Origin of the sequence: Zwartia hollandica, from assembly GCF_019923725.1 — a bacterium.
In the GTDB taxonomy this organism is placed as follows: Bacteria; Pseudomonadota; Gammaproteobacteria; order Burkholderiales; family Burkholderiaceae_B; genus Zwartia; species Zwartia hollandica.
Genome location: NZ_JAHXRI010000006.1, coordinates 130350 through 151992, shown reverse-complemented (window position 1 = coordinate 151992; position 21643 = coordinate 130350). Strand labels below are relative to the sequence as shown.

21 protein-coding genes are annotated in these 21643 nt (G+C 55.2%); 10 read left to right on the top strand and 11 right to left on the bottom strand.

Features of this window, described 5'->3' with window-relative positions; genetic code table 11:
- Positions 1–9: 9 nt before the first annotated feature.
- The 4 genes from lptA to KZZ10_RS03950 are packed head-to-tail and all read right to left on the bottom strand — an operon-like array spanning position 10 to position 2873.
- Positions 10–612: a lipopolysaccharide transport periplasmic protein LptA gene (gene lptA / locus KZZ10_RS03965; protein WP_259660988.1), complete on the bottom strand. Its 603-nt coding sequence runs from the start codon at positions 610–612 to the stop codon at positions 10–12.
- 44 nt (positions 613–656) lie between these two features.
- The gene (gene lptC / locus KZZ10_RS03960) at positions 657–1274 is read right to left on the bottom strand and encodes an LPS export ABC transporter periplasmic protein LptC (protein ID WP_259660209.1); all 618 of its coding nucleotides are present in this window, start codon (positions 1272–1274) and stop codon (positions 657–659) included.
- A 6-nt stretch (positions 1275–1280) separates the two neighbouring features.
- Positions 1281–1880, bottom strand: a complete 600-nt coding sequence (locus KZZ10_RS03955) for a KdsC family phosphatase (protein WP_259660208.1) — start codon at positions 1878–1880, stop codon at positions 1281–1283.
- A gap of 6 nt (positions 1881–1886) precedes the next feature.
- Entirely contained in the window at positions 1887–2873 is a 987-nt protein-coding gene (locus tag KZZ10_RS03950; RefSeq protein ID WP_259660207.1) for a KpsF/GutQ family sugar-phosphate isomerase, read from the bottom strand.
- 100 nt (positions 2874–2973) lie between these two features.
- Between KZZ10_RS03950 and purT the strand changes: the two genes are divergently transcribed.
- Positions 2974–4230 (top strand): formate-dependent phosphoribosylglycinamide formyltransferase, encoded by a 1257-nt coding sequence (gene purT / locus KZZ10_RS03945; RefSeq protein ID WP_375372532.1) that lies wholly within the window; start codon positions 2974–2976, stop codon positions 4228–4230.
- A gap of 46 nt (positions 4231–4276) precedes the next feature.
- A complete protein-coding gene (locus KZZ10_RS03940) occupies positions 4277–4828 on the top strand; it encodes an adenine phosphoribosyltransferase (RefSeq protein ID WP_259660206.1) in 552 nt (183 codons plus the stop codon).
- Between the two features lie 4 nt (positions 4829–4832).
- On the opposite strand, the gene ilvA is transcribed toward KZZ10_RS03940, so the two are convergent.
- The gene (gene ilvA, locus KZZ10_RS03935) at positions 4833–6374 is read right to left on the bottom strand and encodes a threonine ammonia-lyase, biosynthetic (protein ID WP_259660205.1); all 1542 of its coding nucleotides are present in this window, start codon (positions 6372–6374) and stop codon (positions 4833–4835) included.
- Positions 6375–6410: 36 nt separating this feature from the next.
- Between ilvA and KZZ10_RS03930 the strand changes: the two genes are divergently transcribed.
- Both KZZ10_RS03930 and KZZ10_RS03925 read left to right on the top strand, forming a co-directional pair.
- The gene (locus tag KZZ10_RS03930) at positions 6411–6911 is read left to right on the top strand and encodes a YqaA family protein (RefSeq protein WP_259660986.1); all 501 of its coding nucleotides are present in this window, start codon (positions 6411–6413) and stop codon (positions 6909–6911) included.
- Between the two features lie 72 nt (positions 6912–6983).
- Positions 6984–10922 (top strand): DUF3683 domain-containing protein, encoded by a 3939-nt coding sequence (locus KZZ10_RS03925; RefSeq protein ID WP_259660204.1) that lies wholly within the window; start codon positions 6984–6986, stop codon positions 10920–10922.
- Here KZZ10_RS03925 and KZZ10_RS03920 read toward each other — a convergent pair.
- From KZZ10_RS03920 to pxpB, 3 genes are read right to left on the bottom strand one after another with little or no spacing between them, the layout of a single operon-like run.
- On the bottom strand, positions 10919–11674 hold the full coding sequence (locus KZZ10_RS03920; RefSeq protein WP_259660203.1) for a LamB/YcsF family protein: 756 nt from the start codon (positions 11672–11674) through the stop codon (positions 10919–10921). The two genes, KZZ10_RS03925 and KZZ10_RS03920, sit on opposite strands and share 4 nt — an antisense overlap.
- Before the next feature lie 11 nt (positions 11675–11685).
- Positions 11686–12678: a 5-oxoprolinase subunit C family protein gene (locus KZZ10_RS03915; protein WP_259660202.1), complete on the bottom strand. Its 993-nt coding sequence runs from the start codon at positions 12676–12678 to the stop codon at positions 11686–11688.
- The gene (gene pxpB / locus KZZ10_RS03910) at positions 12675–13394 is read right to left on the bottom strand and encodes a 5-oxoprolinase subunit PxpB (protein ID WP_259660201.1); all 720 of its coding nucleotides are present in this window, start codon (positions 13392–13394) and stop codon (positions 12675–12677) included. The genes KZZ10_RS03915 and pxpB overlap by 4 nt, the downstream gene beginning before the upstream one ends.
- 122 nt (positions 13395–13516) lie before the next feature.
- Between pxpB and ubiE the strand changes: the two genes are divergently transcribed.
- The 6 genes from ubiE to rfaE2 all read left to right on the top strand — a co-directional run bounded on the left by ubiE (position 13517) and on the right by rfaE2 (position 19208).
- The gene (gene ubiE / locus KZZ10_RS03905) at positions 13517–14254 is read left to right on the top strand and encodes a bifunctional demethylmenaquinone methyltransferase/2-methoxy-6-polyprenyl-1,4-benzoquinol methylase UbiE (protein WP_259660200.1); all 738 of its coding nucleotides are present in this window, start codon (positions 13517–13519) and stop codon (positions 14252–14254) included.
- Positions 14255–14431: 177 nt separating this feature from the next.
- Entirely contained in the window at positions 14432–15421 is a 990-nt protein-coding gene (locus KZZ10_RS03900; protein ID WP_259660199.1) for a Tim44 domain-containing protein, read from the top strand.
- Positions 15422–15553: 132 nt separating this feature from the next.
- Positions 15554–16216 carry a ubiquinone biosynthesis accessory factor UbiJ gene (locus tag KZZ10_RS03895; RefSeq protein ID WP_259660198.1) on the top strand — a complete coding sequence of 221 codons (663 nt, stop codon included), beginning with the start codon at positions 15554–15556 and terminating at the stop codon, positions 16214–16216.
- Positions 16213–17766 carry a ubiquinone biosynthesis regulatory protein kinase UbiB gene (gene ubiB, locus KZZ10_RS03890; RefSeq protein ID WP_259660197.1) on the top strand — a complete coding sequence of 518 codons (1554 nt, stop codon included), beginning with the start codon at positions 16213–16215 and terminating at the stop codon, positions 17764–17766. The genes KZZ10_RS03895 and ubiB overlap by 4 nt, the downstream gene beginning before the upstream one ends.
- Positions 17767–17827: 61 nt before the next feature.
- A complete protein-coding gene (locus tag KZZ10_RS03885) occupies positions 17828–18703 on the top strand; it encodes a ferritin family protein (protein WP_259660196.1) in 876 nt (291 codons plus the stop codon).
- Positions 18704–18722: 19 nt separating this feature from the next.
- The gene (rfaE2, locus tag KZZ10_RS03880) at positions 18723–19208 is read left to right on the top strand and encodes a D-glycero-beta-D-manno-heptose 1-phosphate adenylyltransferase (RefSeq protein WP_259660195.1); all 486 of its coding nucleotides are present in this window, start codon (positions 18723–18725) and stop codon (positions 19206–19208) included.
- A 52-nt stretch (positions 19209–19260) separates the two neighbouring features.
- On the opposite strand, the gene KZZ10_RS03875 is transcribed toward rfaE2, so the two are convergent.
- The 3 genes from KZZ10_RS03875 to KZZ10_RS03865 are packed head-to-tail and all read right to left on the bottom strand — an operon-like array spanning position 19261 to position 21632.
- Complete coding sequence (locus KZZ10_RS03875; RefSeq protein ID WP_259660194.1) at positions 19261–19941, bottom strand: protein-L-isoaspartate O-methyltransferase family protein; 681 nt, start codon at positions 19939–19941, stop codon at positions 19261–19263.
- 33 nt (positions 19942–19974) lie between these two features.
- Positions 19975–20823 (bottom strand): bifunctional hydroxymethylpyrimidine kinase/phosphomethylpyrimidine kinase, encoded by an 849-nt coding sequence (gene thiD, locus KZZ10_RS03870; protein WP_259660193.1) that lies wholly within the window; start codon positions 20821–20823, stop codon positions 19975–19977.
- The gene (locus tag KZZ10_RS03865; protein WP_259660192.1) at positions 20823–21632 is read right to left on the bottom strand and encodes a thiazole synthase; all 810 of its coding nucleotides are present in this window, start codon (positions 21630–21632) and stop codon (positions 20823–20825) included. Before KZZ10_RS03865 ends, thiD begins: the two co-directional genes overlap by 1 nt.
- Between the last annotated feature and the right edge of the window lie 11 nt (positions 21633–21643).

Here is a 21643-nt window from a genome sequence, read left to right as displayed (position 1 = left end):
GGTGATGCTTTAAGGGCGCGCTGCGCCAGCGGGCTTCGCTGCTGGTGTGGGGGCTAGGTTGCCTTGCTTGGCTTTGCACTCCGCGACGGCGGCTTCCGCACGTGCTTTAGGTTGTGCGACTGAGCGTACGCGGCCATCTGCGTTGGCAGAGTTTGGCCCCGAAAATGCTTGATACACATCCGTTTTTTGGTTGTAGCGAACTTGTTGACCACTGACCGTGTCAAAGTGTTTGCCGCAGATGTAGCGCGACACAACTGCCTTGCCAATTAAATCAAACGTTTCGTTTTTGCCATCGTACTCGGCGCGCTGACCAACGCCTTCGAGAACTTCAAAGTTTTCAGGGCGCAATTGACGGATTAAAACCAGTTTGTCACTCTTCATGGTGGCGTCACCGAACTGGTTGCCGTCTTTGTCTTCGCGCATCTGTAGCACATCGGCATTCATTGTGAGCAAGCCTCGCGTCATCACGACTTTTCCGGTGAAGGTACTTTCACGCTTTGTGTCGTCGTAATGCAGTGTGTCTGAAAGTATCGTCGTGCTCGGCTCTTCAGGCGTTACCGTGGCAGACGGCGCTTGTTGCGCATGGCCGAGCGACCCATGCAGGCACAACATCGCGAAGACGGTTTGAAGAGCTGTGCGCAGAGAGCAAAATTTAATCATGGCTTGGGCATTAACGCTTTGGAGGGCGACTCTGCAGCCTGATCCTTCGGCGCAATGTCGACATCGGTCGATTTAAACACGTCTAACTGCTGCGTGGCGTTGTTAAAGCGCATCCCGACACCACTCATCCGCGAGCGGCCACTGGTCGCGATGGCGGGTAGGTCGGTGTAGCTCAGGTCTTCCTTGACGAGCAAGGTGAGCTCGTCGCTACGGAAGTTAAGAGGTTGACGCTCAGCATCCCCGAGCCGCAAAATCACGGCGTCGCCGCGCATGATGATGCGATTGCCCTCATCGTAAATGACGGCCATACGCGAGGTAGCGACGGTCAGCGGATTTTCAGGCTTGAGCGCAAAGGCGCGGGGCGAAATCAATTCGTAGGACTTGTCATCAGGAAAATGCTCCATGAGATCGCCCTCGAGGCGATGGATCACGAACCCTTTTTCATCCGTACGCAGCAGCACAATCTTTTTTGCCCAAGTGTCAGGCTCGTGTGTGATACGACTAGGGGGGTCAATCTCGACCGCACGTTGCGAGTAGTCGGCCGCCCACCAAGTCCCCAAGACGAGCGTCACCAGTATAAAGAGGGATACGATAATCGAGGCGCGTTCTTTCATGAGTGGCTACTGTATCGTACCTGGCCCAAGCCGCCCAGGTTGAAAAAACGGTCCGAGCCGATGCTGCGCTGCCAGGATGATGTCACAACACTCGCGCGCTGCACCCTGACCGCCAGCTTTGATCGCCACCCAGTGCGCGGTCTGCTGCACGTAGGCCGGCGCGTCAGGCACAGAAGCTGCGAAGCCAGTGCGTTGCATCGCAGGAAGGTCAATGAGGTCATCACCCATAAAGCCAGTTTGTTCCAAGGACACGCGGTGTTTGCCAGCGAGCTCTGTGATTGCGACACCCTTGTCTCGGACATTTTGTAAGACATCGCCTAGCCCTAGTTCGGCCGCACGACGATCAACGATTGGTCCAGAGCGGCCGGTCATTAGCACGACAGCGATGCCGCTGGCCGCCAGCATTTTCAGGCCGTGCCCATCAAGCGCATTGAAGCGTTTGAAGACTTCTCCGTGCTCTCCGTACCAAAGACTCCCATCGGTCAGTATTCCGTCCACATCGAATACCATCAGTTTGATACGCGCAAGGCGCTCTCTAACTGAGGCGGAAATCTTGGAAAGCACCAGTGCTTCAGCAGGGTGGGGAATAAGAGGGGGTCTGTTCATGGCGGTTTAGACGACTTTTGCCGCCATTAGGTCATGCATGTGCAGGGCGCCTATCAGTTTGCCTTGCTCGTCCGCGACCAGCATTTGGTTGAGTTTGTGGCTGTCCATTAGCACTGCGGCATCAACAGCCAATGCTTCCGGTTGAATGTGGCGAGGGTTACGCGACATGCCGTCGGTCACGTTGAGGTCGCGAACATCGCCTTTACGTTCAATCAGGCGACGCAGATCGCCATCCGTAAATATGCCGATGGCTCGGCCTTCAGCGTCGAGCACTGCGGTCATCCCCATGCCCTTGCGTGAGATTTCTTCCAGCGCTTCAAACACGGAGGCTGTCTGTTTTACGCAGGGGACGGCATCGGCGTTGCGCATGATGTCAGCCACGTGGGTCAGCAGTCGACGTCCAAGCGCACCGCCAGGGTGCGAACGAGCAAAGTCTTCTGCACCGAAGCCTCGAGCCTCAAGACAGGCCACGGCTAACGCATCGCCCATGGCGAGCGCGACGGTCGTGCTCGCTGTTGGTGCGAGATTGAGAGGGCAGGCTTCCTGCGAGACACTGACGTCGAGGTGGACGTCGGCCAAGCGAGCCAGATCTGAGTCATTATGCCCCGTCATCGCGATCACTTTGACCCCTAGGCGATGGGCCGCGGGCAGTATGGTGAGCAGCTCTTGGCCTGAGCCAGAGTACGACACGGCGATTAGAAGGTCTTGCCCCCCGATCATTCCAATGTCCCCGTGAACGGCTTCGGCGGCATGCAAAAAAAACGAGGGAGTGCCCGTTGAAGCTAGCGTGGCTGCTATTTTGCGTGCGATGTGTCCTGTTTTCCCTAGACCGCATACGACGACGCGGCCTTTGCACTCGAGCATGAGCGCAACCGCGCGCTCAACGCTCGCGTCTAGGCGTTGGTTCAATTCATTCAGCGCCCGGGCTTCGATATCCAGGGTGCGACGAGCAGATGCAAGCACAGAGGCTGCGGACGATTTAGGAGCAGACATTGCCCGATTTTAATCGTTTCAGACCGCGGGCGTGCTGTGTTTGTATCTGCTACTGTCCGAATCTGCACCACCATTCATTGTTTCCGTTTCCAGGATCCCCATGGCTACGACTCCTTTTTCATCGAACGCATCTCCTGCCGCCGCGTTGGCGCCCTTTGAAGCTAGGCTAGGCACCCCTGGCTCGCCGACGGCGTTGCGTGTACTGTTACTGGGCTCTGGAGAGTTGGGCAAAGAAGTGATCATGGCCCTGCAGCGGTTTGGCGTTGAGGTGATTGCGGTCGATCGCTATCCTCAAGCGCCAGGGCAACAGGTGGCGCACCGAGCGCATGTCGTGACGATGACTGACAAAGAAGCGCTTAGGGCAATCATTGAGAAAGAGCGTCCGCACATCATCGTCCCAGAAATCGAGGCCATCGCCACGGATTTGTTGGTCGAGCTTGAGGCAGCCGGCCGAGTGCGTGTCACACCGACTGCACGTGCAGCACAGCTCACCATGAATCGCGAGGGGATCCGCCGACTAGCGGCTGAAGAATTGGGCTTGCCTACCTCGCCATACCAGTTCGCAGACTCCGTCGAGGAACTTGAGCGTGCGACGCAAAAAGTAGGCTTCCCCTGTCTGGTCAAGCCCGTGATGTCTTCCTCTGGGAAGGGACAGTCGGTGTTGCGTGGACCTCAAGATATTGCATCGGCCTGGAATATCGCCAAACAAGGCGCCCGTGTCGACGGCACACGCATCATCGTTGAGGGATTTATCGATTTTGAGTATGAGATCACGCTGTTGACCGTTCGCGCACGCGGGGCAGATGGCAAGATTTCGACGCATTTTTGCGAGCCCATCGGGCATCGCCAAGTTGATGGGGACTACGTTGAGAGTTGGCAGCCCCAGCCAATGCCTGAGGGCGCACTGGATCGCGCCCGGCAAATTGCCCTGCAGGTAACCAATAGTTTGGGTGGGCAAGGTATTTTTGGGGTGGAGCTCTTTGTGTCGGGAGATCAGGTGTGGTTCTCGGAAGTCAGCCCCCGCCCGCACGATACCGGGCTTGTGACGTTAACTACTCAGCGCCAAAGTGAATTTGAATTACATGCCAGAGCACTCTTGGGCTTGCCGGTCGACACAACATTAATTGCTCCGGGCGCAAGCAGTGTGATTTATGGAGGTGTTGAGGCACAAGGCATCGGCTTTGATGGAGTGGCCGCCGCCCTAAGTGAGCCAGGAACGGACGTGCGGCTCTTTGGCAAGCCTGAGTCCTTTGTAAAGCGACGTATGGGGGTTGCTCTCGCGCAAGATCGTACGATTGATGAGGCGCGGGCGAAGGCGTTGCGTGTGTCGAATGCGGTCAAGGTGCGAACGTCTTGAATAGCGTATTCTCTGTGTTGTTTAAACGTATGCGGAAAACCGTTCCATGAATAACCCGATTCCCTATCAAGACCCGATAGAGCTGGTACGCAGTCTGATCCGCAACGTACCCGACTGGCCCAAGCCAGGTGTCATGTTTCGTGACATCACCCCTTTGCTGCAAGACCCTCGGGCTTTTCGTGCGCTGATTGATATCTTTGTTTATCGGCACATGCGTCACAAGCTTGACGTAGTGGTTGGTATTGATGCGCGTGGCTTCATTTTTGGCAGTGCACTTGCCTATGCACTAGGGGTCGGCTTTGTTCCAGTCCGTAAGCAGGGCAAACTTCCCTACAAAACTGTTTCAGCGGCGTATACGCTTGAGTATGGTGATGCGGTGGTCGAGGTGCATCAAGACGCGGTCAAGCCAGGGCAACGCGTGTTGCTTGTTGACGACTTAGTTGCTACGGGCGGCACGATGCTTGCTGCAGTGAAGTTGCTGCAACAGTTGGGCAGCAATGTTGTCGAGGCTGCCGCGATTGTGGATCTTCCCGCGCTGGGGGGATCATCGCTCATCGCAAAAACGGACACGCCATTTTTTAGCGTCTGTACGTTCTAGTCTCTTAAAGAAAGAGCTTGTAGGCGGGGTTATCCGTTTCGTTCCAGTGCGGGTAGCCTACCTCGTCTAGGAAAGCCTTAAAGGCTTTTTTACTACCTGCGGGTACCTGAATTCCGATCAAGATCTGACCATAATCTGCACCCTGGTTGCGATAATGAAAAAGACTGATGTTCCAGTCGGGCTTCATCGACTGTAAAAAGCGCATAAGCGCTCCGGGTCGCTCTGGAAACTCAAAGCGATAGAGCAGCTCGTGCTGCGCCAGCCCTGAACGCCCGCCCACCATGTGCCGTAAGTGGGTTTTTGACATTTCATCATCGGTCAGGTCGAGCGTGTCAAAGCCGTGCTTGCGGAAACTGTTAGCGATGCGAAGCGGTTCGTTTGGGCTTGAAACCTGAATGCCGACAAAAACATAGGCAGACGTTGAGTCTGAAATCCGATAGTTGAACTCTGTGACATTACGGTCTCCGACGAGACTGCAAAACGCGCGAAAGCTACCGCGTTGTTCGGGTAGCGTGACCGCAAAAATGGCTTCGCGCTCTTCACCGACTTCGGCGCGTTCGGCTACGAATCTGAGCCGATCGAAGTTCATGTTGGCGCCGCAGGCAATCGCCACCAATGTTTTGCCTTTGAGCTTGTGGTCCGTCGCATACTGCTTGGCCCCCGCAATAGCGAGTGCGCCTGCTGGCTCAAGCACGCTGCGGGTATCCTGAAAGACATCCTTGATCGCTGCACAGATGGCGTCGGTATCGACAACGACATAGTCATCGACGTATTCCCGCGCTAAGCGAAAGGTTTCGACTCCCACCTGTTTGACGGCAGTACCATCGGAAAAAAGCCCGACCTCGCTAAGCGAGACGCGGCGGCCCGCGCGAACGCTACGCAGCATCGCATCAGAGTCGACGGTTTGCACGCCGATAATTTTTATCTCGGGGCGCAGTTGCTTGGCGTAGGCGGCAATCCCGCTTATGAGACCTCCGCCTCCAACCGCAACAAAGATGGCGTCGATTGGGGCGGGGTGCTGACGCAAAATTTCCATGCCGATCGTGCCCTGACCAGCAATCACATCGGGGTCGTCAAAGGGGTGCACGAAGGTCAGGTGGCGCTTTTTCTCTAGGGTTAAGGCGTGGGCGTATGCATCGCTGAAGCTGTCACCTTCGAGCACGACCTCACCGCCAAGCGCTTTGACTGCCTCAACCTTGACGGCCGGGGTGGTGGTAGGCATGACGATGACGGCTTTGCAGCCGAGTCGGCGAGCGGCGAGCGCGACACCTTGCGCGTGGTTACCCGCTGAGGCAGCAATCACGCCACGCGCAAGTGTGGCTTTCGGCAAGTGCGCCATTTTGTTGTAGGCGCCCCGTAGCTTGAAGCTAAATACGGACTGTGTGTCCTCTCGCTTCAGTAAGACCGTGTTGCCGATACGAGCGGAAAGCTGGGGGGCGAGTTCTAGAGATGTTTCGACCGCAACGTCATACACTTTGCTGGTGAGGATGCGCTTAAGATAATCGGTGTTCATGGTTTCCTGGCCGTGCGTGCTGCGATGCCGCAATTATCCCACGCCCAGGCTAAAGTCTTCTTACTTATGATGGAGTTTGCTCTGAACGAATTGTTACGCACGCTATTGGCTTGGCTGTCGCTGCCGGAGGTCGGTTTGCCGGCCCTTTTCGCGGTGGGCTTGCTCGCCGCAACGATCTTACCTTTTGGTTCGGAGCCCTTTTTGCTCGCCTATGTAACGAGTGTTCCAGAGATGCTGTGGCCAGCGATCTGGGTTGCCACTGCGGGTAACACGCTCGGCGGCGTGGTGAGTTATTGGATGGGAGCCGGTGCTCACGGCGCTTACGGCCGCTGGCGTGCCAAACGAGCGGCCATCACCCGCTCAGGTGGCGCAGATCACGTTGCAGAGCGCTGGATCCGTCGACTGGGTCCAGCAGGACTTTTTTTTGCTTGGTTGCCGGTGATTGGCGATCCCCTTTGCCTCGTTGCCGGCTGGCTGCGCTTATCGTTCTGGCCTTGCGTGGCCTGGATGGCGCTAGGAAAATTTTTGCGGTATGCGGCTATTTCTTGGATGCTGACTCTGGTTCTCTAGTCGGAAGGGTTATTCGAGCAGCCCCCGCACGATGCCTTAAAATAACGCTTTAAGGGCTTGAACCGATCCTTTATGAACGCCCCTCTCGCTAGCCACCTGTTGAAAGCCATGCCTGCGTCAGACGCTACGTCTCGTTTGCGTGAAATCCCCTACAACTACACCTCATTCTCAGACCGAGAGGTCGTCTGTCGCTTGCTGGGCGAAGACGCTTGGGTGTTGTTGTCAGATTTACGTGGTGAGCGGCGCACAGGGCGCTCGGCCCGCATGCTTTACGAAGTCTTGGGCGATATCTGGGTGGTGCGCCGTAATCCCTACCTTCAAGATGATCTGCTCGACAATCCAAAGCGACGCAAGTTACTGGTCGAGGCGCTTGAGCATCGTCTCAAGGAAATCGATCAACGCCGTGCCGACGATGATGCAGAGCGTGACGAGAAGGTGGCAAGCTTGCTCACGCGTGCACACGAGGCAGTGCGTGACTTCGCTGGCGAGTTTGAGCGTATTGGTCAGTTGCGTAAGCAAGTGCTCAAGGTGCTCGGTAAGCGTACTGCTCGTGACAACATCAAATTTGACGGTCTCTCCCGCGTCTCGCATGTGACGGATGCAACCGATTGGCGCGTTGAGTATCCCTTTGTCGTCCTGACGCCCGATACCGAGGAAGAGATCGCCTCGATGGTGCGTGCCTGCATCGAACTGGGCCTGACCATTGTTCCCCGTGGTGGTGGTACTGGGTATACCGGCGGTGCCATTCCATTGACTTGGCGCTCGGCCGTCATCAACACTGAAAAGCTCGATACGCTTGGTTCGGTTGAAATCCGGTCGCTACCCGGCGTAGACAAGCCGGTTGCGACGGTACGCGCAGGCGCAGGCGTTGTCACGCGCCGTGTATCCGACATCGCTGACGAGAACGGGTTAGTTTTTGCGGTGGATCCAACGTCTGCCGATGCGTCCTGTGTAGGCGGTAACGTCGCCATGAACGCGGGTGGCAAAAAAGCTGTGCTGTGGGGCACGGCCTTGGATAACCTTGCTTGGTGGCGGATGGTAGATCCACAAGGTAATTGGCTCGATGTCACGCGTTTGGATCACAACTTAGGCAAGATTCACGAAGCAGGTTTAGTGCGCTTTGAGTTGCAGTGGTCGGATGGCGCGGCTGCGGCTGGCGCACGTGTGTTACGCACCGAGATCCTTGAAATCGACGGCGCAAGGTTTCGCAAAGTTGGTCTTGGCAAAGATGTCACCGATAAGTTTTTGTCGGGACTACCCGGTGTCCAAAAAGAAGGCTGTGATGGCTTAATTACAGCGGCGCGGTGGGTATTGCATCGCATGCCTAGCCACACACGGACAGTTTGCCTCGAGTTTTTTGGTCAAGCGCGCGACTCGATTCCTTCTATTGTTGAAATTAAAAATTATCTAGACACACAAGGGCGTGAGCAGGGCGCCTTACTCGCAGGCTTGGAGCATCTTGACGAGCGATATCTGCGCGCGGTGGGGTATTCCACCAAGAGTAAGCGCGGTGTGCTGCCCAAGATGGTGCTGATCGGCGACATTGTCGGAGACGATGACACGGCCGTTGCTGCAGCGACTAGTGAAGTGGTTCGTCTCGCTAATACGCGTCATGGCGAAGGTTTCATTGCAGTCAGTGCTGAGGCACGTAAGAAGTTTTGGCTCGATCGTGCGCGCACAGCGGCAATTGCGCGTCATACCAATGCTTTCAAAATTAATGAAGACGTTGTGATTCCGCTTGGGCGGATGGGTGAGTACACCGACCATATTGAGCGCATCAATATCGAATTATCGACGCGCAACAAGCTCAAGCTGCTTGATGCGTTGCAGTCGGCGCTCGATGGAGACTTGGCGATTGCCAAGCTCGATCGCGCCAGCGAAGAGGGTGCCTCGTTAGAAGAAGCGTTGGATGAGCGACGTCGGCATGCGACCGAAATGATTGCGCGTGTTCGAGGACGGTGGTCGTGGGTGCTTGAGAATCTTGATATGCCACTGGCTGAGGGGCTGCAGCCCTTGGTTGCCCACGGCCTGTCTGACTTAAAGTCCGCCTTCGATGAGCGGCTAGCTCGGCATCCGCAGGCTCGTGTGTTTGATATTGTGCAAGACCGGACGTTGCGTATTTCTTGGAAAAAAGAGGTGAAGGCTGAACTTGCTGGCCTCTTTGGTGGCAACGACTTCGCGCCGGTTTTGACGGAAATGCAGGCAGTGCATGATCGCGTGCTTAAGAGCCGCGTGTTTGTCGCCTTGCATATGCATGCAGGGGACGGCAACGTACACACCAACATCCCGGTGAACTCTGATGACTACGAGATGCTGCGCGAGGCCAACGAGGCTGTCGTGCGGATCATGCAAATTGCACGTGATTTAGACGGGGTGATTTCTGGTGAACACGGCATTGGCCTGACGAAGTATGAGTTTCTGACCGAAGCAGAACTTGCGCCGTTTCAGAACTACAAGCGTCAGATCGATCCGCACAATCACTTTAACGCAGGCAAGTTGATGCCGGGCGCTGATCTGCGCCATGCTTGGACACCAAGCTTTGGCTTGATGGGGCATGAGTCGATCATCATGCAACAAAGTGATATTGGCGCCATTAGTAACTCGATCAAAGACTGTCTGCGTTGCGGTAAATGCAAGCCGGTCTGCGCCACGCACGTGCCGCGGGCTAACCTTCTTTATTCGCCGCGCGACAAAATCCTTGCGACCTCATTACTCATCGAAGCATTTTTATACGAAGAGCAAACGCGTCGCGGAATTAGTCTCAAGCATTGGGAAGAGTTCGAAGACGTTGCGGACCACTGCACTGTTTGCCACAAATGCTACAACCCCTGCCCGGTTGATATCGATTTTGGTGATGTCTCGATGAATATGCGCGCATTGTTGCGACGCATGGGGCGTAAGTCGTTCAATGCCGGTACGTCTGCCGCGATGTTCTTCCTGAACGCGAAAGATCCAGCGACGATTAATGCTACCCGTCAGGCGATGGTGGGTGTTGGGTATAAGCTGCAGCGCATGGCGCATGATGTGCTCTCCAAGTTCGCGCGCAAGCAGACAAGCGCCCCGCCAGCAACGGTTGGTAAACCACCGATCCGCGAACAGATTGTCCACTTTATCAACAAGAAGATGCCCGGTGGTTTGCCCAAGCAGACTGCGCGCAAACTGCTTGATATTGAAGATGCTGATTACGTTCCAATCATTCGTCCACCTAGTGTGCCAGCCGATACGGAAGCGGTCTTTTATTTTCCAGGCTGCGGTTCAGAGCGCTTGTTCTCACAGGTTGGGCTGGCAACACAAGCCATGCTATGGCACGCGGGTGTTCAAACGGTGTTGCCTCCAGGCTATCTTTGCTGCGGATACCCTCAGCGCGGTAACGGTATGAATGACAAGGCCGAGCAAATCATTACGGATAACCGGGTATTGTTCCACCGCGTCGCCAACACCTTGAACTATCTTGATATCAAGACTGTGGTGGTGAGTTGCGGGACTTGTTACGACCAGCTTTCCGGCTACGAATTTGAAAAGATTTTTCCAGGCTGCCGTTTGATTGATATCCATGAGTACCTGCTCGAAAAAGGCATCAAGCTTGAGGGTATCCAGGGTACCCGTTACATGTATCACGACCCCTGCCACACACCGATGAAGTTACAGGATCCGATGAAGACGGTTCGCTCATTGGTGGGTGACAGCGCAATCAAAACTGAGCGTTGTTGCGGCGAGTCTGGCACGCTGGCTGTGACGCGTCCGGATATTTCAACGCAAGTGCGGTTTCGCAAAGAGGAAGAGCTTGCGAAAAACACGGCTGCCTTGCGGAAGGACGGGTTTGATGGCGACATCAAGATGTTGACGTCTTGCCCTTCATGCATGCAAGGTTTGTCACGTTTTGAAGCCGACAGTGGCGCCAAGGCAGACTACATCGTGGTCGAAATGGCGCGCCACATTCTAGGCGCCGATTGGCTTGAAGACTATGTCAAAAAAGCCAATAACGGCGGCATCGAACGCGTGTTGGTTTAAGCGCTGACTTCAATCCCCTCGGCCTGCAACGCTTCGCGAATTGCTTTTGCGAATGTCACAGCGCCGGGTTGGTCGCCATGAATGCAAAGCGTGTCGGCTTGCACTTTGACAATGCTACCGTCGTTGGCCGTTAGGGTGCCGGTCTTAACCATTTGTAATACTTGCTTGATTGAGACCTGCACATCCTCGATCATTGCACCTGGTTTGTTCCGTGGGCTCAACGTGCCGTCAGGCATGTAGTTGCGGTCACCAAACACTTCGCTGGCGACAGTTACGCCCACTGACTCGGCGATGCGCACCATTGGGCTGCTGGCCAGGACAAAGAACACAAGGTTTTTGTCTACATCGTAGGTGGCTTGTGCAAGCGCGCGTGCGAGCCCTTCGTCTTTAACGGCCATGTTGTAGAGCTGACCGTGCGCCTTAACGTGACGCAACTTTGCCCCTTGCGAGGCGGCGACGGCAGCAAGCGCACCAATCTGTACCACCATCATGTCGTAAGCCTCTTGGTCGGTAATCGCCATGTTGCGGCGGCCGAAGCCTTGCAGATCTGGCAGGCCGGGGTGTGCGCCAAGCGCGACGCCATGCTTAAGCGCTGCGGCCACCGTTTTGCGCATAGTGGCTGGATCGCCGCCATGAAACCCGCAGGCGATGTTTGCAGAGGAAACATAAGGCATGATGCCCTCGTCGTTCCCGAGCTTCCAGACGCCAAAGCTTTCGCCCATATCGCAGTTCAAGTCAATTCGCAGTGCCATGTGGTGTCACCTCAATGATTTAAAAGTAGGTCTTGTATAGGTTTTACTGTTTGCGAGAGCGTTTGCCAGGCGCACTCCCGTGCTGCGTCGAGCTCTTGCGCGCGCTCGAGCGTGATAGCTTCGAACTTTAGCGCATCACCTGGTGCGAGTTGCGCCAGGAGGGGTAAATCGACCGTTGCGACATAAGCCATCTTGGGATAGCCGCCGGTGGTTTGTCGGTCTGCCATCAAGATGATGGGCTGCCCTCCTGCGGGCACTTGAATGGTGCCAAAGGTGGTTGCTTCGGATAACAATTGTCGTGGCTTGCTCATCAAAAGTGGTGTGCCGGTGAGGCGATACCCCATCCGCTCAGAGTCTGGGCTGACGCGATATGTTTCGGTCAAGAGCGCCACACAACTCTCCGGCGTGAACTCATTCCACAGCGCGCTCTTGATCAAGCGGATTCGCTGGCGCGAAGAATCAGCGATCGCGGCGGGCAGATAAATTTTGATTGCCCAGAGTTCCATTGCAACGGCTTCCAGGCTTTTATTCTTTAGTGGTCGCGCAAAGGCGATCTCGTCACCTTTTTGCAGTGCACGACCGTGCCAGCCACCGAAGTGGCTGCGAAGGTAAGTGCTGGTGCTGCCCAAGACGGGGGTTAATGCAAAGCCCCCATGCACCGCTAAGTAACAGCGGGTGCCATGCTTGCGCGCCCCAAAAGCTAGCTCGTCCTGCGGGCGCACGATGAGTGGCCGATTCAGGGCGACAGCTTGGCCGTTCAGTGTTGCACTCAAGTCGGCACCACACAGTGCGATGCAGCAGGGTTCTTTGAACTTAAGTGTTGGGCCTGTGAGCGTAATCTCTAGGCTTGCGGCTTGTGCGTCGTTGCCGACCAGAATGTTCGCCAGACGGTGTGCGCGCTGATCCATCGCCCCGACGACTGAGATGCCAAGAGGTTGATGTCCGTGCCGCCCCGCATCTTGAAAGCTCGAGAGCATGCCTGGCTTGATGACGACCATACTCATGTGCGCACCCCATCAATCTCAGCCGCTAGCCGCTCGAACTCCTTTTGGTCGATGGGGACGAATTGAATCTTGTCACCCGGCAATAGCAGCGAGGGTTGCTCGCGCGCGAGATCAAAGAGTCTGAGCGGTGTTGCGCCCAAAATATGCCAGCCCCCAGGAAGACGTTCTGGATAAACCGTAGACTGGCGGTTTGCGATTGCAACTGAACCACGGGGCACCACTGTGCGTGGTACGTCTCGTCGTGGAATTGCAAAAATTTCGTCGTGGATGCCAATGTAGGGGTGACCAGGTGAGAAGCCAAGTGAAAACACCATCGTGTCCGACGCGCTATGTTTGGTAATCACTTCCTCTTCGGTCAGACCTGTGCGCTTGGCCACGTCGCTGAGGTCTGGTCCGTGGACGCCGCCGTAACAGACAGGGATCTTGATCAGTCGCGACGAGGCGTTGGCTGGCAGTAACTCACCGCTCAAAATGTGCTTAACCTCTTGCGACAGGCTTGCAAAGGTAACGGGTGTCGCGTGTATGCCGGGCGAGTAAAACAAAGCGACCGCGGTGTATGAGGGCACGATGTCGGACACGCCGGGAATCTGGGCAGCGCGCAAGGTGGCTGCTGCGCTTAAACACATTAGGCCTGTCGCAGCGCTAATTTCCTGGCCAAAGTCCAGACTCAGACACCGGTCGCCCTGGGGGCGGATCGTAAACGCAGGTCCTTTCATGCTTTGGTCTGGTTTCCACGCAAGAGGTATTGGTTGCAGATAGGTTTTTGAGTGCAATGGCAGGCGACGAATCGCATTCGAAGCGAATAGAATAGTACTTGCAATTTTTTAAGCGAACATCAATGTCCGACGATAAAACCCACTTTGGTTTCCAGACCGTTGCTGAGTCCGAGAAGGCTGGCAAGGTTGCTCAGGTATTTCACTCTGTCGCAGCACGCTACGATGTGATGAACGATCTTATGTCGGCTGGATTACATCGGGTCTGGAAGGCCTTCACCATTGGACGTGCCGCTGTGCGACCTGGAATGAAGGTGCTCGACATTGCTGGTGGAACCGGTGATTTGGCGCGTGCCTTTGCCAAACAGGCGGGTCCTGAGGGGGAGGTCTGGCTTACCGATATCAATGACTCGATGTTGAGAGTTGGCCGGGACCGGTTGATTGACGATGGGATCGTCTTGCCATGTGCGGTGTGTGATGCCGAGCGTTTGCCGTTTCCGGACAATTACTTTGATCGTGTCAGTGTTGCGTTTGGTTTGCGTAATATGACGCACAAAGACCGCGCTCTAGCTGAAATGACCCGTGTGTTGCGTCCCAGCGGTAAGTTGTTGGTGCTCGAGTTTTCGCACATCGCCAAACCCTTGGCGCCGGTGTATGACTGGTATTCGTTTAACGTCTTACCTTGGCTGGGTAGTAAGGTTGCGGGTGATGCAGATAGTTACCGCTATTTGGCAGAGTCGATTCGCATGCATCCAGATCAAGAAACCCTTAAGAAAATGCTGTCCGATGCTGGTCTGAGTCGTGTCCAGTATTTTAATTTGTCGGCGGGTCTGACCGCATTGCACGAAGGCATCAAAATCTAATAAGCAAATAACTGAACTTATTTGGACAGGAGCAGTCTACTCACTTACAATTTCGTTCAGCTTTTAGTAAGATTTGGTTTAGCTGTTAGAGTTAATTAAGTATTTCTTTGTAACCGAAAGTAAGTCCATTATTACTTCAGTACTTTTTTATTGGCGATTTTCGCTCAGGAGCAATCGATGTCTCGTTCCCTTTCACGTTTTGTAGCAGCAGCTGTGTTGGCGGTGAGTGGCTTGGCACTGACCAGTATGGCCTTTGATGCCGATGCCGCCCGTGTTGGCAAGGGCAATAATGCCGGGCGTCAATCCAGCAATGTAACGAATCAAGCACCCGCTGCGTCAACCACGACTCAGAAAAGTGCAACAGCCCCCGCCGCAGCCGCCAGCTCGACAGCTGGTGCGGCAGCTGCCGCTAAGCCTAGCGGTGCTTCGCGTTGGCTCGGGCCTTTGGCCGGCATCGCAGCTGGCTTGGGTATTGCTGCGCTCTTGTCGCATTTTGGCTTAGGCGGCGCAATGGCAGACTTCCTCGTGATGGCCTTGATCGCTGGCGTTGTGATCTTTGGTGTCATGTTTATCTTGCGCAGAATGCGCGGCAGTGCCTCTGCTGAACCTGCTGTGCAGGGCGCAGGTGCCGGCTCTGCAACGGGGTCTGCCCCAGCACCCAATGACATGTGGCGTCAGTCGTCGGAGCCTGCAGCAGCACCTGTTCAGTTGCCTCCTTCAGCGACAGGTTCAATGTCTGCTGCCGGTTTTGGCTCCGATGCGCCAGCGCCTGATCAAAGTTGGTTTATTCCGACCGATTTCGACACGCAACGCTTCTTGGGTGAAGCCAAGCAGCAGTTTGTCTCGATTCAGAAGGTCTGGGATAGCGGTAACGTCAATGAGCTGCGTAATTTCTTGACCGATGACCTCTTGAAGGAATTGCAGGCACAGCTAAGCGGTCAGACCGGGCAGAATCACACAGAAGTGGTGCTGCTCAACGCTGAACTGCTTGGTATCGAAAAAGTCAGCGACGGTCATCTGGCCAGCGTGCGCTTTTCTGGAATGCTGCGTGAGCAAGCAGGTGCAGAAGCCTTCCGCTTTGAAGAGGTGTGGAATCTGTTTAAGCCAGAGCAAGGCGGTTGGTTGTTGGCTGGTATTCAACAGGTTCCGGTTTCTCAGGCAAGCTAAGCCTTGCCAATTTGTTGAGAAATTAACCTTCAAACGCCCGCGAAAGCGGGCGTTTTTGCTGAGTGACTGCGCTACAACCGGTAAACTGTCGGTTTGGTGCCAATATGGTCCATCTTCCAATAGTCCAATACTTTGAGACGAGCCTTTCCCTCGCTACCGACCTTAGAGGTTTTTCAACCGGTCCAAGCGCTTGCCCATGCCTTCAATTTGCTGGCGCGGCAGCAGCCGTGGGCGGCGGAGCGCTTGGCGCGGTACGCAGAAAAAACGTTACGAATTGTCTTCGGTGGGTTTGCGCTCACTTTCAAGATTTCCGCTGCAGGGCAGTTAGTTCCTACGGAAGTTAGCACTACACCAGATGTTGTGCTTGAGATTAACCCGCAGTTCTTTGATCCGATTGCATGGCTTTCATCGGCCTCGCGTCCAGATATAGCGGAGTATGTGCACGTGTCCGGACAGGCGGCCTTGGCGCAGGTGGTGTCAGAGCTCTCGCGCGATTTGCGACCTGATCCAGAGGATGCGTTAGCGCAATTCTTGGGCGATGTTGCTGCCCGTCGGATTGTGCAAGGTGCGCGCAGCGCAGCAATCGGATTTAGCGACGCGTTGCGCGGCCTTGGTCGCAATGTGGCTGAGTATCTCTCGGAGGAAACGGATGCACTCGCAGGGCGTCCTGTCATGGAGGCCTTTGCGCAAGAGCACGCTCAAGCGCATACTCGTCTATCTGCGATTGAGCAGCGCGCCGCTGATTTCAGTGCGCGCCTGCGTAGACTGGAAGCAAACCGGAGCGTCGCGCGATGATGTCTTTGCCGCGACTGTTACGCATCATGTTGATCGCGTTGCGCTACCGGCTCGACGAGCTTGTGCTCTCCGGTATCGACCATCCTTGGGCTGTTCGTCTGCTGTGGGTTGCGCGCTTGGGGTCTCGTCCGACGATGGCACGGGGTATGAGATTGAGGCTGGCACTTGAGTCGCTGGGTCCAATCTTCGTAAAGTTTGGACAGGTACTGTCTACCCGGCGGGATCTGATCCCTCCCGATATCGCCGATGAGTTAGCTCTCCTTCAAGATCGTGTCGCACCTTTTCCCTCTCGCGAGGCTGCAGCGCTTGTCGAAGCTGCTCTGGGTGCCCCAACGGGACAGTTGTTTGCCCACTTCGAGAAAGATCCGGTCGCGTCGGCTTCTATTGCCCAAGTGCACTTTGCCGTCCTGCACGATGGTCGCCACGTCGCGGTGAAAGTGCTGCGGCCGGGCATGCTTGAAGTTATCGACAAAGATTTATCGTTGATGCGTGTACTCGCAGGTTTAATTGAGCGCTTGGCTCCCGATGGACGCAGACTCAAGCCTCGCGAAGTCGTTGGGGAGTTTGATAAGCATCTGCACGATGAGCTGGACTTGCTTCGCGAGGCGGCCAACTGCAGCCAGTTGCGACGCAACTTTGCAGCCGATGGTGAGCGCAAAGACTTGCTCTGGGTCCCTGAGGTGATGTGGGACTACTGCGCATCCAATGTCTTTACGATGGAGCGCATGTACGGGATACCCGTGAGTCAGGTTGATCGCCTGCGCGCTTTAGGTGTCGATATACCGACCCTTGCTCGCACGGGTGTAGAAATATTTTTTACGCAGGTGTTTGACGACGGTTTTTTTCATGCAGACATGCATCCTGGCAATATTTACGTTTCTGATCAACCTGCTACGCTCGGGCGCTACATCGCGCTGGACTTCGGCATCGTGGGTTCGTTATCCGAGTTTGACAAGAATTATCTGGCTCAGAATTTTCTGGCTTTTTTTCAGCGGGACTATCGGCGGGTGGCTCGGTTGCATATCGAGTCGGGTTGGGTACCAGCAAGCACCAGGGAGGAGGAGCTAGAGGGGGCGGTACGTGCCGTGTGCGAGCCTTATTTTGATCGCCCGCTGGCAGAAATCTCACTTGGTCAGGTGCTTTTGAGGCTTTTCCAGACATCTCGGCGCTTTAATGTTGAAATACAACCTCAGCTGGTTTTATTGCAAAAGACCTTACTGAATGTCGAGGGTTTAGGACGTCAGCTCGATCCTCAGCTAGATTTGTGGAAAACAGCGAAGCCGTATCTCGAGCGCTGGATGCATCAGCGTGTAGGTTTGAAAGGCATACGAAAAAAATTAACGCAAGAAGCTGCGCAGTGGTCGCAGTGGTTGCCCGAGTTTCCTAGACTGATCTATGCACAGCTCAGTCGACCTGATTTGTCTGCCGCGGTGCTTTCCGAATTGCAGCGATCGCGGCAGGCGCGTGAGCAGGGCAACCGGTTATTGGTTGCATTAACAGGTGTGGCTGCAGTGGCGTTAGGTGTGGCTCTTTGGGCCTTGATCCGCTGACTGTAGTTTGTTTTTTATTTATTAATCCGTTGGCGAAAGCCAAATATTGAAGGCAGTGAATATGCTCTACTCAGAATTGTTCAAGTCGATGGAATCGGTGCGTTGGAATATGGCGACCGATATTCCGTGGCAGGATTTTGATCGCAGCAAGCTCACAGATGAGCAAGCACAGACGATCAAGATGAATGCCATCACAGAGTGGGCGGCGCTCCCGGCAACGGAAATGTTTTTGCGCGACAACCGTGACGACAGTGATTTCTCTGCATTTATGTCTGTTTGGTTTTTTGAAGAGCAAAAGCATTCGCTCGTCCTGATCGAGTACCTACGTCGCTTTGCGCCTGACCTCGTTCCGACTGAGGAAGAGTTGCATCGCGTGCGCTTTGAGTTCGATCCCGCCCCACCCCTTGAAACGCTGATGTTGCATTTCTGTGGTGAGGTGCGTCTCAATCACTGGTATCGTCGAGCGTCCGATTGGCACACGGAGCCAGTCATCAAGGCGATTTATAACGTCATTGCCCAAGATGAGGCTCGGCATGCCGGCGCATATTTGCGTTACATGAAGCGTGCTCTGACGCAGCGCGGGCAAGATATCGCGACGCAAGCGCGCATGGCATTTGCAAAGATTGGTGTCTTGATGGCTTCGGCTCACCGGACTCCCCAGGCGCTGCACCCAACCAATTTGCACGTCAATAAAGGGCTATTCCCCAACGACACGGTGCAGTCCAAAATGCCTGAGCCCGGCTGGCTTGAGCGCTGGCTTGATAACCAGATCGTGTTTGACAAGGTGTGGGAAGGCAAAGTGAGCACCCGTATTTTGCACAATATGTCCTTACTGATGGATAGCTCGTTTAAAACGGTTCAAGATTTGAATCGCTACCGTAAAGATCTGATGCGTGCGGCACCGGGCACAACGGATGTAACGCCTTCCGTGGCTTAAGCAAAGGGGTCATCACGCTGTGACTGCACGGTTTGAAAGCAAGGTATTGACGCCCGAGCAGTGCCTCGAGCATTTATCACTTGCATCCTCGGCCAAGCCAGTGGTGTTTACCAACGGTGTATTCGATATTCTGCACCGTGGTCATGCGACTTATCTCGACGAGGCTGCACAGCTAGGTAGCATCCTGGTTGTGGGCGTGAACTCGGATGCCTCGGCTAAGCGCTTGGGCAAAGGTCCGGACCGACCCTTGAATAATGAACATGACCGTGCTGCCTTGTTAGCGGCGATGGGCTGTGTGAGTTTTGTTATTGTTTTTGATGAAGATACCCCCGTCGAGCTGATTCGACGCCTAAGGCCTGACATCATCGTTAAGGGGGGTGATTACGATATGCGCACCCTACCGGAGACGGCTCTGGTGGAAAGCTGGGGTGGACGTGCTGTCGCGATTCCGTTCGAGTTCGTGCGCTCAACGACAGCACTTGTCACTAAAATTCGTCAAACTTAAACGTGTGTGGTGGCGCTTGAGCCTACGCTGCGCCTGAGCATGAACAGTCGCTTTAAAACTTAAATCGCGAGATGGTCAAGCCACTGAGCGGCTTGATCATGGTCTCAAATAAAGGTGTCGTCTCAAAGCTAGCAGCGGTGCTTCGGGTTACCCGATACACCGTCATTGCTGGTGCGTGGCCTACGACCACAACCATCCGACCACCCACACACAGTTGATATTTAAGTGCGTCTGGGATTGAAGGTACTGCTCCCGTCACCAGAATTGCGTGGTGCTCTGTCGTGCCCCAACCATTGCTCGCATCCCCTGTTTCAACGGTGACGTTGGTCACACCGGCTTGCTGCAGGTTTTGCTGGGCAAAGGCTGACAAGCGAGGATCGATTTCGATGGAGGTGACACAGTGCGCTAGCTTTGCTAGCAGAGCAGCTTGATAGCCAGAGCCAGTGCCTACTTCGAGCACGCAGTCGTCAGGCTGAAGCTGTAGCAGTTGGGCCAACGTGGCCTCCAGCTTTGGTGACAGCATCGTTTGGTTAGTTTCGCCCGAGGAAATTGAAAGTGGTATTTCTAAATCGGAAAACGCGAGGCTGCGGTATCCGGCGGGGACAAAGAGTTCGCGACGAACACTGAACAAGGCATCGAGCACGTTGTTATCAAAGACACCACAGGGGCGAATTTGTTGCTCAATCATGTTGAAACGGGCGCGTTCAATATCAGGCAGAGACGAAGCTTTCATAGGGACTCTTTTAAGGCGTACTGCGGAAAACCCTTATTGTAAGGGTTTTCCTGCCCATAGTTTATGGAAGTGGTGGACAGGGCCGTGGCCCTGCCCAACTTTCAGCATATCGGCGCTGGCGATCGCCGCTACTAGATACTCTTTCGCGGCGCGGGTGGCGTCAATGACTGAGTCCATCTGAGGCAAAAGGGCTGTCAGAGCCGCCGAGAGTGTGCAGCCTGTCCCGTGGGTGTTGCGTGTTGGAATACGATGACCGGGCAACTCGATCATTTTGTCCCCGTCGTGTAAGACATCGATGGTGTCGTTGCCTGGCAGGTGGCCACCTTTGAGCAAGACCCAGCGGTGGCCTCCGTGAGTCATCAGGTTACGTAAACGTTCGGCCACACGTCGCATTTCTCGGACGGTTTCTACACTTCGCATTTCGAGCAAGACACCGGCTTCCGGTAGGTTTGGGGTGATGATCGTGGCCAGGGGCAACAATTGCTCGCGCAGGGCACCGACGGCTTTTTGCTCTAGTAATAAATCTCCGCTTTTTGCGACCATCACGGGGTCTAGAACCAGATGAGGTGGCTTGTAGTGTCCGAGGCGATCTGCAACAACCTCGATAACCCCTGTCTGCCCGAGCATGCCGATCTTGACGGCATGGATTTCTACATCAGCAAAGAGCGTGTCAATTTGTGCCCGAACAAATTGAGCATTTACGGGCGAAATATCGGTTACCGCTTGCGTGTTTTGGGCTGTCAGTGCCGCGACCACCGCACATGCGTAGGCCCCAAGCGCGCTCATTGCCTTCACGTCCGCCAGAATACCGGCGCCGCCGGAAGGGTCCATCCCAGCAATCGTGAGCGTGTTGGGAATCGCTCGTGGTGAATCGGTCGACATTATTTGCTTGTAGCCGGAGAGATTAAGCCCGACGTGGGAGAGCTTGGGGCTGCTGCATAGGTTTTGCGCGGAACGCGGCCAGCAAGGTAGGCTTCACGTCCCGCCTGTACTGCTTTGTTCATCGCGCTCGCCATGAGCACGGGATGTGTAGCGCCTGCGATCGCGGTGTTCATCAGTACGCCATCGCAACCGAGCTCCATGGCGATGGCAGCGTCCGACGCTGTGCCGACACCCGCATCCACTAAGACGGGCACACGCGCCTGGTCGATAATCAGGCGTAGATTCCAAGGGTTTAGGATTCCCATGCCAGAGCCGATCAACGAGGCGAGTGGCATGACAGCGACGCAGCCTATATCTTCGAGCATCCGGCACTGCACTGGGTCGTCCGTGCAATACACCATGACATGAAAGCCATCCGCAACCAGAGTTTTTGCTGCAGCTAAAGTTTCAGGCATATTCGGAAACAGCGTGTGCGCATCACCTAATACTTCAAGCTTCACGAGCTTATGCCCATCGAGGAGCTCGCGCGCCAGACGCAACGTCCGTACCGCGTCATCGGCGTTGTAACAGCCGGCGGTGTTAGGTAGGAGCGTGAATTGCTCTGCAGGTAGGTGTTCAAGCAGGCTTGGTTCGTTTGCATTTTGGCCAATATTGGTCCGACGGATCGCAACGGTGACAATCTGTGCGCCGCTCGCGTCGATCGCCTGGCGCGTTTGCGCAAAATCTTGGTACTTTCCCGTGCCGACGAGCAGGCGTGATTGGTAGGCGGTTCCTGCAATCACCAATGGGTCGTTTGAGGTGGCGGTCATGAGATTCGTCT

Excerpts from the sequence above, each read along its gene's own strand:
- KZZ10_RS03900 (WP_259660199.1), top strand. The coding sequence starts at position 14,432 with ATGTCTCGTTCCCTTTCACGTTTTGTAGCAGCAGCTGTGTTGGCGGTG.
- ubiB (WP_259660197.1), top strand. The coding sequence starts at position 16,213 with ATGATGTCTTTGCCGCGACTGTTACGCATCATGTTGATCGCGTTGCGC.
- KZZ10_RS03875 (WP_259660194.1), bottom strand. The coding sequence starts at position 19,941 with ATGAAAGCTTCGTCTCTGCCTGATATTGAACGCGCCCGTTTCAACATG.
- KZZ10_RS03940 (WP_259660206.1), top strand. The coding sequence starts at position 4,277 with ATGAATAACCCGATTCCCTATCAAGACCCGATAGAGCTGGTACGCAGT.
- lptC (WP_259660209.1), bottom strand. The coding sequence starts at position 1,274 with ATGAAAGAACGCGCCTCGATTATCGTATCCCTCTTTATACTGGTGACG.
- KZZ10_RS03925 (WP_259660204.1), top strand. The coding sequence starts at position 6,984 with ATGAACGCCCCTCTCGCTAGCCACCTGTTGAAAGCCATGCCTGCGTCA.
- KZZ10_RS03930 (WP_259660986.1), top strand. The coding sequence starts at position 6,411 with ATGGAGTTTGCTCTGAACGAATTGTTACGCACGCTATTGGCTTGGCTG.
- KZZ10_RS03950 (WP_259660207.1), bottom strand. The coding sequence starts at position 2,873 with ATGTCTGCTCCTAAATCGTCCGCAGCCTCTGTGCTTGCATCTGCTCGT.
- KZZ10_RS03885 (WP_259660196.1), top strand. The coding sequence starts at position 17,828 with ATGCTCTACTCAGAATTGTTCAAGTCGATGGAATCGGTGCGTTGGAAT.
- KZZ10_RS03955 (WP_259660208.1), bottom strand. The coding sequence starts at position 1,880 with ATGAACAGACCCCCTCTTATTCCCCACCCTGCTGAAGCACTGGTGCTT.
- KZZ10_RS03915 (WP_259660202.1), bottom strand. The coding sequence starts at position 12,678 with ATGAGTATGGTCGTCATCAAGCCAGGCATGCTCTCGAGCTTTCAAGAT.
- purT (WP_375372532.1), top strand. The coding sequence starts at position 2,974 with ATGGCTACGACTCCTTTTTCATCGAACGCATCTCCTGCCGCCGCGTTG.
- lptA (WP_259660988.1), bottom strand. The coding sequence starts at position 612 with ATGTTGTGCCTGCATGGGTCGCTCGGCCATGCGCAACAAGCGCCGTCT.
- pxpB (WP_259660201.1), bottom strand. The coding sequence starts at position 13,394 with ATGAAAGGACCTGCGTTTACGATCCGCCCCCAGGGCGACCGGTGTCTG.
- KZZ10_RS03865 (WP_259660192.1), bottom strand. The coding sequence starts at position 21,632 with ATGACCGCCACCTCAAACGACCCATTGGTGATTGCAGGAACCGCCTAC.
- thiD (WP_259660193.1), bottom strand. The coding sequence starts at position 20,823 with ATGTCGACCGATTCACCACGAGCGATTCCCAACACGCTCACGATTGCT.
- KZZ10_RS03920 (WP_259660203.1), bottom strand. The coding sequence starts at position 11,674 with ATGGCACTGCGAATTGACTTGAACTGCGATATGGGCGAAAGCTTTGGC.
- ubiE (WP_259660200.1), top strand. The coding sequence starts at position 13,517 with ATGTCCGACGATAAAACCCACTTTGGTTTCCAGACCGTTGCTGAGTCC.